At 68.2% G+C, this 13,926-nt stretch carries 15 protein-coding genes; 7 read left to right on the top strand and 8 right to left on the bottom strand.

Annotation, left to right across the window (positions count from 1 at the left end; all coding sequences use genetic code 11):
* Positions 1 to 29: 29 nt before the first annotated feature.
* On the bottom strand, positions 30 to 230 hold the full coding sequence (locus JJ691_RS24615; RefSeq protein ID WP_211771063.1) for a hypothetical protein: 201 nt from the start codon (positions 228 to 230) through the stop codon (positions 30 to 32).
* A 177-nt stretch (positions 231 to 407) separates the two neighbouring features.
* Here JJ691_RS24615 and JJ691_RS24620 point away from each other — a divergent pair, with 177 nt between their 5' ends.
* From JJ691_RS24620 to JJ691_RS24635, 4 genes are all read left to right on the top strand, one after another.
* On the top strand, positions 408 to 749 hold the full coding sequence (locus JJ691_RS24620; RefSeq protein WP_211771064.1) for a response regulator: 342 nt from the start codon (positions 408 to 410) through the stop codon (positions 747 to 749).
* Between the two features lie 27 nt (positions 750 to 776).
* Entirely contained in the window at positions 777 to 1,418 is a 642-nt protein-coding gene (locus JJ691_RS24625) for a GAF domain-containing protein (protein ID WP_211771065.1), read from the top strand.
* 281 nt (positions 1,419 to 1,699) lie between these two features.
* Positions 1,700 to 1,999, top strand: a complete 300-nt coding sequence (locus tag JJ691_RS24630) for a hypothetical protein (RefSeq protein ID WP_211771066.1) — start codon at positions 1,700 to 1,702, stop codon at positions 1,997 to 1,999.
* 180 nt (positions 2,000 to 2,179) lie between these two features.
* A complete protein-coding gene (locus tag JJ691_RS24635) occupies positions 2,180 to 2,944 on the top strand; it encodes an STAS domain-containing protein (RefSeq protein WP_211771067.1) in 765 nt (254 codons plus the stop codon).
* Positions 2,945 to 3,008: 64 nt separating this feature from the next.
* Here the strand turns inward: JJ691_RS24635 and JJ691_RS24640 are convergent, their stop codons facing one another.
* Both JJ691_RS24640 and JJ691_RS24645 read right to left on the bottom strand, forming a co-directional pair.
* Entirely contained in the window at positions 3,009 to 3,659 is a 651-nt protein-coding gene (locus tag JJ691_RS24640) for a response regulator (RefSeq protein WP_305875430.1), read from the bottom strand.
* 48 nt (positions 3,660 to 3,707) lie between these two features.
* Positions 3,708 to 5,189: an alkaline phosphatase family protein gene (locus JJ691_RS24645; RefSeq protein ID WP_211771069.1), complete on the bottom strand. Its 1,482-nt coding sequence runs from the start codon at positions 5,187 to 5,189 to the stop codon at positions 3,708 to 3,710.
* Positions 5,190 to 5,573: 384 nt separating this feature from the next.
* Here JJ691_RS24645 and JJ691_RS24650 point away from each other — a divergent pair, with 384 nt between their 5' ends.
* From JJ691_RS24650 to JJ691_RS24660, 3 genes are all read left to right on the top strand, one after another.
* Positions 5,574 to 5,834, top strand: a complete 261-nt coding sequence (locus JJ691_RS24650; RefSeq protein WP_211771070.1) for a hypothetical protein — start codon at positions 5,574 to 5,576, stop codon at positions 5,832 to 5,834.
* A 99-nt stretch (positions 5,835 to 5,933) separates the two neighbouring features.
* Positions 5,934 to 6,500, top strand: a complete 567-nt coding sequence (locus JJ691_RS24655) for a cadmium resistance transporter (RefSeq protein WP_211771071.1) — start codon at positions 5,934 to 5,936, stop codon at positions 6,498 to 6,500.
* Between the two features lie 281 nt (positions 6,501 to 6,781).
* A complete protein-coding gene (locus JJ691_RS24660; protein WP_211771072.1) occupies positions 6,782 to 7,132 on the top strand; it encodes a hypothetical protein in 351 nt (116 codons plus the stop codon).
* 36 nt (positions 7,133 to 7,168) lie between these two features.
* Here JJ691_RS24660 and JJ691_RS24665 read toward each other — a convergent pair whose 3' ends face one another.
* The 5 genes from JJ691_RS24665 to JJ691_RS24685 form a co-directional block, all read right to left on the bottom strand.
* Entirely contained in the window at positions 7,169 to 7,882 is a 714-nt protein-coding gene (locus tag JJ691_RS24665) for an ANTAR domain-containing protein (RefSeq protein WP_211771073.1), read from the bottom strand.
* A 76-nt stretch (positions 7,883 to 7,958) separates the two neighbouring features.
* Entirely contained in the window at positions 7,959 to 9,836 is a 1,878-nt protein-coding gene (locus JJ691_RS24670) for an MFS transporter (RefSeq protein ID WP_211771074.1), read from the bottom strand.
* A gap of 843 nt (positions 9,837 to 10,679) precedes the next feature.
* Positions 10,680 to 11,225 carry a 3'-5' exonuclease gene (locus JJ691_RS24675; protein WP_249228158.1) on the bottom strand — a complete coding sequence of 182 codons (546 nt, stop codon included), beginning with the start codon at positions 11,223 to 11,225 and terminating at the stop codon, positions 10,680 to 10,682.
* Positions 11,226 to 11,461: 236 nt separating this feature from the next.
* Entirely contained in the window at positions 11,462 to 12,844 is a 1,383-nt protein-coding gene (locus JJ691_RS24680) for an ATPase domain-containing protein (RefSeq protein ID WP_211771076.1), read from the bottom strand.
* Positions 12,841 to 13,911 (bottom strand): GAF domain-containing protein, encoded by a 1,071-nt coding sequence (locus tag JJ691_RS24685; RefSeq protein WP_211771077.1) that lies wholly within the window; start codon positions 13,909 to 13,911, stop codon positions 12,841 to 12,843. Before JJ691_RS24685 ends, JJ691_RS24680 begins: the two co-directional genes overlap by 4 nt.
* Between the last annotated feature and the right edge of the window lie 15 nt (positions 13,912 to 13,926).

The raw sequence follows: 13,926 nt of genomic DNA on the forward strand, positions 1-13,926 counted from the left end.
TGATCAACGAGAACGAGCGCCGAACCCGCTCACGGTGAGCCGCTGCCGCATCTCGGCGGCGACCGCGCCGCCGACCTCTCGGGCCGTCGCACCGATTCCTCGATCAGCTTCGCGGCGCGGCCGATGCGCCACTCCGAGACGTCGCGGCACAGGCGAACCCGCTCGGTCGTCTCGGCGATGTGCCGGGCCCTGGCGGAAACTGCTTCGCCGTCAGGACGGGGACCGGACAAGGTGGCTCCTTTTGTCGGCGTGAGGGTTCCTTTGCCAGTGGTACTTTCCGTAAATGGACGCGGCACCGCCGCCAGATGGGCAGCCGATCGACGACGGCCGGGCTCACGAACCGCTCAACACGGAGCTGGCCAGGCCGGTGGTGACGTTTCGTCGAAGACGAGGCGGACCTCGCGGCGATGGCCGAGAACTACCTGCGCCGTGACGGCTTCCGGGTCGTGACGGCGCTCGACGCCCGTTCGGCCGCCGCGGTGCTGCGCGAGCACGACCCCGACCTGATGGTCCTTGATCTCGGGTTGCCCAACGGCAACGGGCTGGACCTGCTGCGCGGGGTCCGCGCCGGCCGGCACCTGCTGCACCGGAACTCCCTGCTGGTGGCGGTCTCCGGTTTCAGCCAGGACGCCGACCGGGAACTCAGCCGCGCCGCCGGGTTCGACGCCCACTTCGCCAAGCCGCTCGACCTCGCTGACCTGGACACCCTGCTGGCTCAGGGGGTCACCGGCGGCACGCGTAGCCTGTGACGATGGTCCATCCGAGGTGGTGACCAGATGACAGAACCAGTCACGGCAAGGCGTCTGGTCCTCGACATGCGTGGCGCACTCCGCCGCGCCCACCAGAGCGTGATCGACGCGGAGACCCTGGCCAGCCGCCGGGCGATCGTCAACAGCTTCCGCGACCGGCTACGCGCCGATCCCGACACACTGACCGCCGACGACTTCCTCGCCCTCGCCGACCGCACGGTCCTGCACGTGGCCATCGTCGCCACCGCCAAGAGCCACGCCAGAGCAGACGCCTGCGATCTGCAGACCTACGACCCCAAGAGCGGGATCCTGCGCCTGGAGCAGCATGTCGGCTTCACGCCGGCCTTCCTCGCGTACTTCGCCACCGTCGACGCCGACACGCCGTCCGCGTGCGCCCGAGCACTCGCCACCGGCGACCCGGTGCTGGTCGACGACGTCGCGACCAGCCCCATCTTCGCCGGCCACGAGACCCGCGAGGTGATGCTCGCCGCCGGTTCGCGGGCGGTGCTGACCTACCCGCTGCTCGACGAGCACGGCGGCATCCTCGGCGTGCTGTCGATGCACTACCGTAAGACCGGCCCCCGCAACGACCAGGAACCGCTGGTCAGAGCCGCCGCCATGGCCATGGCCCGGCTCGACGCGGCCACCGGTCCGCCAGATCGCGCGTGAGCGTGGCTCAACGTGGGAGCCCTTGTGCCACAGCACGTTCTCGCCGAGGTGGCTGGATCGCCGGGAAACTCGGCGAGGATTTCACTGGTTCGAATTACGCCGACGACGATTCGACGTGCGGAAACCACTCTGGGTGCCTCCTTGTCGAATTCGGCCGCGCACTCGTTGGGCTGGTGGCGCGAACGCTGGTCCCCCGATCGCGTGACCGAGGGGATTGAACGTTTGGTGAGCACGGTCGCCGCGGCGTGCGAACGTGCGGGACATCGGTACCGTCTGCGCCCATGAATGCGCCGACACCCGCCGACCTGCACCGCGGACAGCCGGTCCGGGTGACCGGCAGAGGTCACCTCAGCCGGTGCGGCACCATCGCGTTCTTCGTCGGTGACGACGCGTCGTCGGCGGCCGAGGTGTGGGTCGACTTCGGCGGTGGCGCGGTGCTGTCCGTCGAACGCTGCATGATCGAGCCCGTCGCACCGGCCGACGACGTCCGAGTGGCCGATCCGGTGGCGGCGGGGCTTGAGGCGCTGCGCACCTCCTGGCCGGAACAGCGGCTGTCCCAGCCGGGAACATCGGATGGTTGACGCACGGGAACGGCACTCGGCGTGCATCGCGTTACGCCCCAGAGAGGATAATTACCCGATCGTGTGACCCAGTTCTGGCTGCGATCATGACCGACCGCTTCCCGGCGTACGCTGCGAGGTGCGCCGGTTATCCCGGCAGACAAATCCTGGAAATCACCAGCGGTCGGGGCTGAGCACAACATGGCGAGCAGAGACGAGGCTGAACGCGGCCTGGTGACCTGCGAGGTATCCGAGCAGCACGGGGCGACAATCATCCGCCCCGAAGGCCAGCTGGATATCGGCACCTATGGGCATCTGCGGGACGTTCTGCTCAAGTGCGCGGCCGACCAGCCGCGTGCGCTGATCGTCGATCTCGCCGCGCTGACGATCACCCAGGAGTTTCTGGTCAGCGTGTTCGTCACGGTGTGGATGCGCACCGAGCAGTGGTCCCCGGTGCCGCTGGTGATCGTTCCCGGACCGACGAACTCGGCGCAGTTCCAGCATGGCCCGGCGCGGCGATTCCTGACCATCCGTCCCACCGTGCGCGACGCGGTGGAGCGCCTGGCCGAGCCGCAGCAGCACCACCGCACCGTGTTGTGGCTGCCCTCCTCCCCTCTCTGCCTGCATGTGGTGGCGGAGTTCGTCGCCGAAACCTGCGGCAACTGGCAGGTTGACGAGCTCATGGAGGATGCCGTCGCGGTGGCGGCTGAACTGGTGGGCAATGCCGTCCGGCACACCGCGTCGCCCGCGAGGCTGCGGCTGGAGCTGTGGCCGGGGAGGCTGACGGTCGCGGTGACCGACGAGGACCCTCGCCCCGTGCGGTGGCCGCACCGAGACGCGCAACCGGATCCGGCCGACAGCGGGCTGAAGTTGATCGTTCGCCGTGCGCGCGCATGGGGCTGCTCGCGCGCGTGGTCGGGTGGCAAGGTCGTGTGGGCGGTGCTGAGCCGACCCGCGGTCCGATGACCTGTGCGGGCTGACGACGTGGTGATCTACACGAGCGGTGACCCGGGGAGACAGACAGGGCCGCTCATCGATCACGGTCGTCTTTGAGTTCTGTCACCAGCACGGCGGCTTGGGTGCGGCGTTGCATGCCGAGTTTGGCCAGCAGGTGGGAGACGTAGTTCTTGACGGTCTTCTCGGCCAGGAACATGCGTTCGGCGATCTGGCGGTTGGTGAGGCCTTCGCCGATGAGTTCGAGCACGACGTGTTCCTGGTCGGACAGGACGGCCAGCGGGTTGGCGCGCCGCTGCTCCTGGTTGCGCCGCAGCCGGGCGAGCAGGGCGGCAGTGGTGTGGGTGTCGAGCAGGGACTGGCCGCCGGCGACGGTGCGGATGGCGTTGACGAGGTCGCTGCCGAGGACTTGTTTGAGCAGGAAGCCGGCGGCGCCGGCCATGATGGCGTCGAAGAGGGCGTCGTCGTCGGAGAACGACGTGAGCATCAGGCACTGCAACTGCGGCATGGCCGAGCGCAGCTCCCGACACAACTCGACGCCGTTGCCGTCGGGCAACCGCACGTCCAGCACCGCCACATCAGGCTGAGCGGCGGGGGCGCGGGCCAGGGCTTCAGTAACCGTGGATGCCTCGCCAACGACCGTGAGATCCGGCTCGCCCCCCAGCAGGTCGGTGATCCCGCGCCGGACGATCTCGTGGTCGTCCACGAGGAACACGCCAATCGTCACTGTCATCGCCTCCGAAACCGAGCATGTCACGCCATACCCGCAATGCGGTCAGCTCTTGCCGTCACGCTGGGCGCGCACGGCCGTCCTGGCCTGTGCTATCAGGGTGAGCGCCTCGGTCGGGTCGCTCACCTGAGATGCTCGCTGGCGGATGCGTTGGTGATGTTCGACCGGCGCGACGGTCAGATGCCGACGCGTGGCGACCGCGAAAGCTCCCCAGAAAGCGGCCGGGTGCTCCGCGTCCGTGACGACGGGGGGCGTCATCGCTTGAACGGCGTCGCGCGGCTCGCTGATCCCGGAATCCGCCGGCTCGGGCAGCGTGGGCGGAGTGTCACGACGAGGCTCGGGCAGTGCGAGCAGGTGCAGCAGATCGTTGGCCGCCGAGTCGCGATGGGTCAGGGGCGGCAGCCCGAACAATCGCGCCACCGTGGCCGGCACCGAACTGTGGTCGTAGACGGTGTGGTCGATCGTGCCGCGTGGGATCAGCGGGGAGATGACAACCGCGGGCACCCGCACGCCCAGTCGGTCGAAGGTGAAACCATGGTGGTTGTTGCGCGGGAACAAGACTCGGTCGCCGGGTGGGACCGCCGGCGGGGGTGCCACGTGGTCGTAGAAGCCGCCGTGCTCGTCGTAGGTGATGACCAACAAGGAGTGCTCCCAGTGCGGGGAGTTCCTGATGGCCTCGTAGACCGTCTTCACCAGGCGCTCACCACTGGTGACATCGGCGAGCGGGTGCTGGGAGTTTCCGCCACGGAAATCCCCCGCTCCGAGCAGGACGTCACCGTAGTCCGGCTCGATGAACACATAGCGGGGCCGGTATCCGGGGTCGCGTAGGCGCTCGCTGAAGGTCGCGGCGCTGGACAGGTGGCCGGCGAGCAGGTTGAGGCCCATTCCTCGGAGGGCCAGGACCTGAGGGAATTCGTCGCCAGCGACAACTTCCCAGGCGATGTGGTTGTCGCTCAGTCGGTCGAAGATCGTGCCGTTGTCGAAGTGGTACCCGTCGAGCAGGTAGCTGGAGACCGTGTCCCAGTCGCTCGGGCTGTCGTCCAGGCCGCCGGAGGACGCCGCGTGCACGAACAACCGGTTGGGCCAGGTGGGTCCCGGCAGCGCGGAGAACCAGCGATCACATATCGCGAATTCCCGCGCGAGCGCGTTGAGCACGGGAAGCTGCGCGGGCGCGAAACAGCGCATGATCTTCTCCGGATGCGCTGTTCCCGTTCCGCGGTAGCCGGACAGGAAACCGGAGTTGTCGATCGGCGGGTACCCGGCCTGCGGCCGGTAGACGGCGTCAGGTCCGCACAGCTGTTCCACGACGCCGGCGAACTCATGGCAGGGATCCTTGTCCGCCACGGGGATCACGTAGTCGGCCGGCGTGCCCGCCACCACGGCACGCCCGGTTGTGGGATCGGTGTTGAAGCAGAGGCGGCCGACCAGCCCGTCGACTGTCGTCCGCGACCCGGTGACCGCGTCGATGCCAGCGATGCCGGAGAACCCCAGCATGTGATCGAACGAGCGGTTCTCCAGCATGAGCACGAAAATCCTCAGTGGAGCTGGCGCGAAACGGGGCTGTGAGGTCACTTGGCCACCGTCCCACGCCCTGACGGACACGCGCAGGTGGCCACGTAGGTCAGCCTCAGGTGAGCGATGGGCTGATCGGCGCGGGCGGGGTCGGAGGTCATGCCGGGTCGACGGTGTGCCAGAGCGCGCCACTGACGCCATGTGGACAGACGATCGGGTGTGTGGCCTCTTATTCAGGCAACCCTCGCCACTGAAGACTTGGCTTGGCAGTCAAAGGAACTCGGAGGTGGGGCAGTGCCAGCTACCCGGCGTACAGCGTCACAGGGAAGTGAAACCCCCAAGCAGGACAAGGATGTCGGCACTGCCCCCTACGCCCGCGTGCCGAGAGTCGGAATGCGAGTGACCGACGTGCACCTGCCCCCGTTGCCGGGCGAGGACGCCGTCGTGAAAGTCCGTTCGGCGCTGCCTTCACTGCCGCACCTGGCGTTCATCGCTGGTCTCGGTGTGATGGGCGTGTTCAGCATCCTGGGGTGGCCGGTGGTGCTGGCCGTCGGGGTCGGTGCGGCACTGACCGAGCAGCTGGCGCGCACGTTTCTGGTCCACGTTCCGCGGCCGGCCGGCGATGGGGACGTTGCCAGCCACCTGGGTGATCAGCGATGACCAGCCGGCGGTTCGCTTCCTGCCCAGACCACACGGTGCTATGAGGCAAACCAGAATGCTGACGCCGCACCCGTGTGAGAGGCGGCGCGGGTGACAACGATGGGGCAAGCCGTCGGCGCGTTCATCGCGACCAACATCGACGGCTTCCTCGTACTGCTGCTGCTCGTGGCTCGTGCCGCCGGTCGTTCGGGTGGTGTCGCCCGGGTGTTCCTCGGCCAGTTCCTGGGATTCGCCGGCATTCTCGTGCTGTCCAGCCTCGCCGCGCTGGTGGTCAGCGGCCTGCCGCACGATGTGCGTCCCTGGCTTGGCCTGCCGGCAATCGCCCTGGGGATCCGAGCCGCGCTGCAACTGCGACGGGGCGAGGACGACAACCCAGCGCCGGACACCGGTCCCGGCGTGAGCAGCGCCGCCACCATCACCTTCACCAAGGGCGGCGACAACATCAGCGTGTATGTGCCGATGTTCGCGGTGGTCGGCCTGACCGGGGCCTGCGCCTACATGGCCATATTCCTGGTGCTGCTCGCCCTGATGTGCGGCGCCGCGTGGCTGGTCGCCACCAAGACAGTCATCGCCCCGCTGCTGTCGCAGTGGGGGCCGGTGCTGATGCCTGTCGTCCTGATCGGGGCCGGCATCCTGGTCATCGTCCAGGAGTTGTGGTTCGACTAGCGGCGAGGTGTCACGGGGTTGTGGTCGCTCTGGTCACCGACGAGCGGAACCACAGTTCCATGGCCCCTTTCGGCAGGTTCGCGGAGGGCGCGACACTGGCGAGGGTCGACCGTCGGTGTAGACGGCGACGGAACTGGTTCGCACGCCGTTGATCCGGGCGCGGCTCACCGGCCGACCGCAGTGGTGCGAACAGGCCGCAGTCTCCTCGGTAAGGCCGCCTCCTTGGTGAGGCGGTCTCCTTGGTGAGACGTCCACAACTGTGCGAAGGAACGAGGAAGAACATGTCCGTTCAGGTGTCGTGTTCGGGAATGATCGATCCTGTCGATGCGATCAACAAGTCGAACGTCCAGTCCGCGGTTGTGGAGGGGCGAACGCTCGAACTCCGGCAGGGTGACGTCGGCGGTGTGCAGCACGCATGGGCACGTCTGTCCGACGCGCACGACGGCGATGTCGTCTGGCTTGAAATCTCCGGCGACGGAGGTAAGACCTGGATAAAATGCGACAGGCGGACCATTCGGGCGGGAAGGCGGAATTACACCGACGCCCAGCGGACGGTCAACGACGCTCAGGTGTGCATGCGGGCGGTGGCACAACTGGGGGATTCCAGGTATCAGACCGCCGCCTGGTGTTAGCGCGTCAGGCAGATCCGCGACGAGCCACTGGTTCCATTACGACTGCTCGTCATTATCCGGATCCGGGATGAATCTCAACCGGTCCGTGACGACGTCGTGGGCGACCTCGGACAGACCACGGTCAGTGAGATAGGCCTGCGCACGCAGCCGCAGGAAGGCGGACGTCAGATCGGTCTGGAGGTGGATCGAGACCATTCCCGTGGCCTGGTGGATCACCGCCCAGTCGGGGCCGAACCCCTCGGCGAACAAATCGTCCTCAGGTGTGGCCGGCCAGACCTGCATGCGTTCGATGAGCAACCGCATCGCCGCCTCCGCGAACAGCAGCCCGTCGGTCACCTCGTCGGCCGACAGGTCGCCCCAGGTCGCGCGGTAGACCTCAAGCGACCCCACCGAGACCATGCCCATCACGAGTGGGAAAGCGAACACCGCGGCAACGCCCGCGGCCGACGCTCCCGGCGCGAACATCGGCCAACGGCAGGCCGTCGCTTCGCCGGTCAGATCCGGCACCAGCACTTCCAGTCCCTGGACCAACGCGTCACCGGCTGGTCCTTCCCCCAACGTCACCTCGAGTTCGGCCACCCGACCGCTGACCGGGTCGGTGGTGTACACCACCTCGCTCAGTCCCAGGTCGCCGATGATGTGCAGGGCCACTCCGCTGGCCACCAACGCCTTGGCGCAGGCCCGGCAGACGTGACGGACGGCGACTGGCGCACCCTCCGCGTGCGCCAGTTCCTGAATCGCCTGCGTCACCCAGCGCTCTCGTTCCGAGCCCACATCCGTCCCTCGGCTTGGTCACCGCCGTGATAACCGGTCATCCTCGGTTTGGTCATCGCCGTGGTAACCGGCCGTTGATCGCGTCGCGGGCGATGTCGACCAGTCGCCGGTCGTGGCCGCGCAGCAGGGTGAAGGCGGTGTCCATGTCCACCCCGAGGCGTGCGGCCAGCACACCCTTCGCCTGCTCGATCACCGCACGCCCGTGCAACAGCGCATGGCGTTGGGTCAGCGACGCCACCGGATCGCGCACAGCGCGCTCGTGCACCAGGGAGATGGCGGCCAGGTCGACCAGGGCCTGAACCATGGCCCCGGTGTCGTTCAGCGCCCCGAGTCGCCTGCTCAACAGAGTGAGCACGCCGATCGTCTGGCCGCGTAGCCGCACCGGCAACGCCTGCACCGAGGCGAATCCGGCCTGCACGGCCAGTGGGGCGAAGCGCGGCCAGCGGGTGGCGGCCGCGAGATCGCCGTGGTGCAGCGCCGCGTTGGCGCGTAGGCATTCCTGGTTCGGGCTCTGCACGTCCTGGATCACCAGCAGTTGCGTCAGCGCGTTCAGCTCGACCGAGGAGGCCACCACCCGCAGGCATCCGCCGTGATCGACCACCACCAGGCCGGCGGCGTCGATCTCGGGCAACTCCACGCACCACGCGGTCACCCCGTGGAGGAACTCGATGGGATCGAACTCGTCGAGCAGCGCGGCCGTGGCGGTCACCGTCGTCACCGGCTCGGGACACATGCCGAACAGGCCCTGCCAGCGTCGCACACCGAGCGCGGTGGCCACCAGCAATGCCGACATCACGGCCAGAGCGACCCCGAAGGAGTAGTCATTCAGGGTGTAGGCCACCAACATCAGCGTCGGCGCCACCAGCGTGGCGACCACGCCGGCCGCCTCCACAGCGCCCGCGATCGCGCCCACCCGCCCGGTCGGGATGCGGACACCGATCAGGGCGAGTGCCGTCCCACTCGCCACCCCCAGACTCAGTGCCACCCCGCCCAGTGCGAGCACACCCCACGGCAGGGGAGGCCGGAACGCCTGAAGCAGCGTGCACGCGCCGGCTGCGGCGATACAGACCACAAGCGTCGGTCTGCCGGCCTTTCGGTCGGCCAGCCACCCACCGACCGGGCGGGCCAGGGCCGCCACCGCCATGACGCCCGTCGTGAACAACACCGCCCGAGTCCAAGCCAGCTGGTAATCAGCGTGCAGATAGGCCGGCAGGTAGAGCATCATCCCCCGCTGGGTGCCGAACACGACCACGTACAGCAGGGCGAGGTGGAACGTCCAGGGGATACCCAGTGCCTTCCGCAACGTGTGCGAGGAGACGGGCTCCGCGGTTCCTCGGTGCCTGCCGCGAACCAGGAGCGGAACCAGCACGGCGAACCCGACCAACAGCAGGACCGTCAGTATCAGCCGCCAGCGGCCGTCGACCATCAGTGGCAGGGTGAGGGCAGCTGCTGCCGCCCCCGAAAGGCTGCAGCCCCCGCAGGTCGCCAGCATCAGGCCTTTTCGCCTCGGCGGGCAAACGCGTGCGACTGCGGCAAGTCCGGCTGGGAACATCGCGCCCGCGACCCCTGCGGCACACACCAGCAGTAAGGCTTGCAGCGGTGCCGACTGCACGATCCCGATCGCGGCCAGCAACACCGCGGCAGTCGCACTGATCCCCGACAGCAACACGCGGGCTCCGTAGCGGTCCGTCAGCACACCGACGACCAACCGTCCGGCCGCGGTCAACGCCAGCGCCAGCGCGACCACCAGGACCTGCCCGAGATCGCCATCTCCGGACCGGTCCGTCAGCACCTGCGGCAGGACCAGGAACATCCACACCCAGGCGCTCAGCGCGCACCCGACACAGACCACCGTCGCTGTCACTACGGGCGATCCCACTGTAGTCTTCTCATTCATTATTCGCAGACTTCCAGTCAACGCCGAGCGCATGGCACATCCTTGTCGTTGACGGCTGCGTATCCACGCCGGACCTTGTCGTTCACCAAACCCGACACCGCGGGTATCGAACACCGCCAAATGGGGTGAGTTCGTCAACGGGGCGCAAATATGCTGCGTGGCGACAGTTTGCCACATGAGGGACAGTTTTCCGCGTGGCGACTCTACCGCAAGGCAGGATCGCCGCACCGGCGGGCACTTTTGTCACTTTGGCGGGACAGTTCTGTCACGACAAGCAAGTACCCCACTTTCCGCTCCTGCGCTGACACTGTAAGGAACCGAGGCAAACGTGTGCTGCCCAGGCCGCGAAGGTCCTCCCGGGCACCACGCGGAGATGTGGGACACGGTGCTCGGCGGGCCGACCTTCGACTTGGGCTTACTTGAGATCGCCGTTCGCCGCCGCCCTCAAACCTCCACATGTGGCGCATTTGCGCCATTGTCCTGTACTGGGATGTCGAACGACATCGATCGCGGACGCGGTCTCGTCACTGGCCCTTCTCGCCGACGCCTCGCGACCCGCATTGAGCGTTTTTCATCCTGCGGCGAGCCCACGGTCCCGCGGGACGTGGCTGGTTTTGGCCAAGAACGTGTTCGAGATCTTGGCCGCTCCCGTTGCCAGTCCAACAGCAGCCAGCAGGAGATGAACACGATCCCCACGACGCACACTGCCACCGACACCCGGATGGCGACGGTGAGCGCCGCGTTCATGACGTCGGCTGTATTTCAGTAAACGGCGCTTCACCGTGGTCGGTGTAGATGTCGACCCCGGCCACCCAGATGCGGCGGGCCAGCATCAGGGCGCTGGCTTCGTGGGACGAGAGGGCATCGGTGGACTGCCTACGGCTGTAGCTGCCGACGATCCCTGCCAGTTCGGCGTGTTCGTTGGCGATCGGGAGGAAGTGCCAGCCGGCTTCCCGGTAATAGCTGACTCGGCCCGTCGATGGTGACGAAGACGCCGCTGCCACTGTTGGAACAAGGTCGCAGGCTCATCGCCGCCACCAGTGCGTCATACGTCGCTCGGTGTGGCGACAGGTCTTCCGGCAAGCCCTCGGCCAGGCTGAAGGACTCCAACACGCCGAGCCGGTAGGTGTCCAGCCCTGGCGTCAACCGGCGGGCCGGCTTGAGCGTGTCCATCACCTCGGGGCACTCCCAGTCGCCGAGGTGCCGCTGAAGAACGCCAACATCGACGTGGGCGTTGTGCGCGACCAGGACATCGGCGTCCAACGCCTTGAGCACGTCGGCCGCGATCTCTTCGAAGGCCGGCGCGTCGACGACCGAATTGTCGGTCAGGCCGTGGATGCGCGCGGCGAAGTTCCGGATCGGCAAGGCCGGCTTGACCAACCAGCTCATCGGCTCCCCGATGACGCCAGCAGTGATCGGCACGGCGGCCAACTCCACGAGCTCGGGCGGCTGCTGGCCGTTGCCCGCTCGGTGATGTCCACGACCACCACGCCGCGTGCCTCGGGAACGTCCTGCGCTGTTGTCCACACGCGATCAGCCGACGGCAGCCGGTGGGCGTTCCGGCAGACTTCGATCTGGCTCAGCGAGGTGTCCCTGGGCGCGTGGCCGGACGGCGACTACCCCCGTCGGCCACCAACGGCCGACATCGCGACGCGAACTCAGTACCCCGGCACCGGCTCGCCGACCTCGATCCCCTCACTGGTGATCACGAACTTCCTGGTCTCGGGGTGATTCTCGTTCGCTCGGGACTTGAGCACGGTCATCGCGCGGTCCAGCTTCGGCCCGTTGCGGACGTAGTGCAGCAGCACCAGGTGGTCGGACAGATGGGAGGTCCCCAGCTGGGTGAGCTGGTGCTGGCCGAACAGGTGCGGCACGTCGAGCGTGAGCAGCGTGCTGATGCCGGACTGCGCGCAGCGGCTCAGCAGCGAGCGCACGAACTCGCTGAACCGCTGCTGGTCCTCGCACGCCGAGGCGAGGTCGGTGAGACTGTCGATGACCAGCCGCCGGCACCCCGTGGCTTCCAGGGATTCCAGCAGCTCGTAGGACCACTGGTCGATGTAGATGTCGTTGGGGGATTCGCAACGCAGGACGACGTTGTCGTCCCGCGGGTCCCAACCCAGGCTGCGGATGGCCCGGCCGAGCTGGACGTGGTTCTCCTCCAGTGTGGTGAAGGTGCACTTCTCGCCCAACTCCGCGCCCCGATACACGAAGTGCAGTCCCAGCACCGTTTTGCCTGATCCCGGCGGGCCGGCTATCACCGTGCTCGAACCGGGCCAGTAGCCGTCGTTGAGCATCTTGTCCAGTGCGGGGATGCCCGAACTCACCCGGCCCACCTCCCCACGCCACTCGGTTGCCGAGGCGACATCGCTCAGCCGGGGGAACGCATCCAGGCCGTGGTCGGTGATGCGGTAGGCGTGCCAACCGGACCGGCACGCGCTTCCCCGGTGCTTGAGCACCTGCAGGGCTCGGTTGGTCCGCTGGCCACTGGTGTGGATGGACAACACGACCGTGCTGTCGGCGATGGCGTACTCGGGCGAGGTCGCCAGTTCGGGCGTGTCGTACTCGGCCAGCCACACCGCGCAGATGGCCAGCGCGCTCAGGCGACCGGCCAGCTCGCAGAGGAAGCGGGCGTAGTCGGTCGCGTCGCGCGCGGCGAACCGCAGCGCCTTGACGCTGTCGATGACCAGCATCGCGCACGATGTGCGGGCGATGATCTCGGTGACTCGTTCCAGTGCCGCCCGCAGGCCCGCGTTGACCACCACGTCGCCGAGGTCCTCGAACAGCACCGCGGTGCCGATCCGGTCCGGTTCGCAGAAGGCCAGGCCCTGCACGAACTGGGTGATCTTGATCAGCGGTTCGGTGAGGGTGCTCAGGTAGACCACGGGGGCGTCGGGGCGGCCGTTGGCGAACGCGCACTGCTGGGCGAGGACGGTCTTGCCGGTGCCGGGCGCCCCCGCCAGGAGCATGATCGACGGGCTGACCAGGCCGCCGCCCAGAATCGTGTCCAGCCGGGAGCACCCGCTGGTCAGCCGTTCGGTCATGCCGGCACCCGCTGCCGCACGGCTGGGTGCAGCTCGCGAACGGCGGCCACGACGCGTGCCGGCGGGATCGGCCTGCGCAGCAGCGTGACAGCGTCCGGCGGGACCCGCTCCGACATCGAGGCGGACATCGCGATCACCCGGGTGCCTCCCGCGGCCAGGTCGCGCCCGAGCTCGGCCGCGCCGGGCAGGAGCTGGTCGATGATCGCCACCGGCGGCGGGGTGGCCCGCTGACCGACCGCGGCGTGCACCGTCGCGGTCGTGACCACCTCCAGGCCCTCCGAGCGCAACATCCCCGCCAGACACCTGCTGACGAACGGGTCGGCCTCGACCAGTAGCACCCGCGTGTCGCGGTCGTGGCCGGAAAAGGCATCGCGGGCCTCGGCTGTCCAGGCCAGGACCTGCCGCGCACTGTGCGTCAGAGGACGGCAGTTGTCCTCGGCGTGGCGGCGCAGCGTGGCCAGCGCGGTGGGGACGTCCGCACCGCTCCTGGCGGCCAGTGCGCCAGTCGCCTGCCAGGCGGTGACCTGGTTCTGGAACACGCGGTACTGCGTGAGATGCGAGGCCGTGTCGGGCAGGGCGTCGGCGGCGGAGTCGGCCAGCATGCCCGCGGCGGCGATCACGGCCCAGCTGTGAACGGTGTCGAGTTCGTCGGTGAACACGGGCGCGCGGCGACACAGCAGCACCAGAGTCCCGACGAGGGCGTCGAAGGCCCGCATCGGAGCCGTGTACAGGGTCCTGATCCCGTATGTGCCGGCGAACTGGGCCAGTCGCGGCCACTGCTCCGCCCGCGTCGCGGGGGCGTGGTACGCCGTCGCCGGCCCGTCCGCGTCGGTCAGATCGAGGTCACGCTCAGCCTGGAGAGCGTGGAACGTGTCGAACAGCCGGGGATCGGTCGCGGCGATCACGCAACGGCGTGCCGGGCCAGCCGACACCAACACGCCGGCGGCGGTCACGCCCGGAAGTTGTGCGCACGCGTCGGTGAGCAGGTAGGCAGCGTCGAGTGCGCACCCCCGGTTCGCCACCGTCCGGGCTAATCGCGTGATCGTCGAGTTCGGTCGCGGCGCCACTGGGCCCACCTCCTG

Origin of the sequence: Kutzneria sp. CA-103260, assembly GCF_018263855.1 — a bacterium.
Classification (GTDB): Bacteria; Actinomycetota; Actinomycetes; order Mycobacteriales; family Pseudonocardiaceae; genus Kutzneria.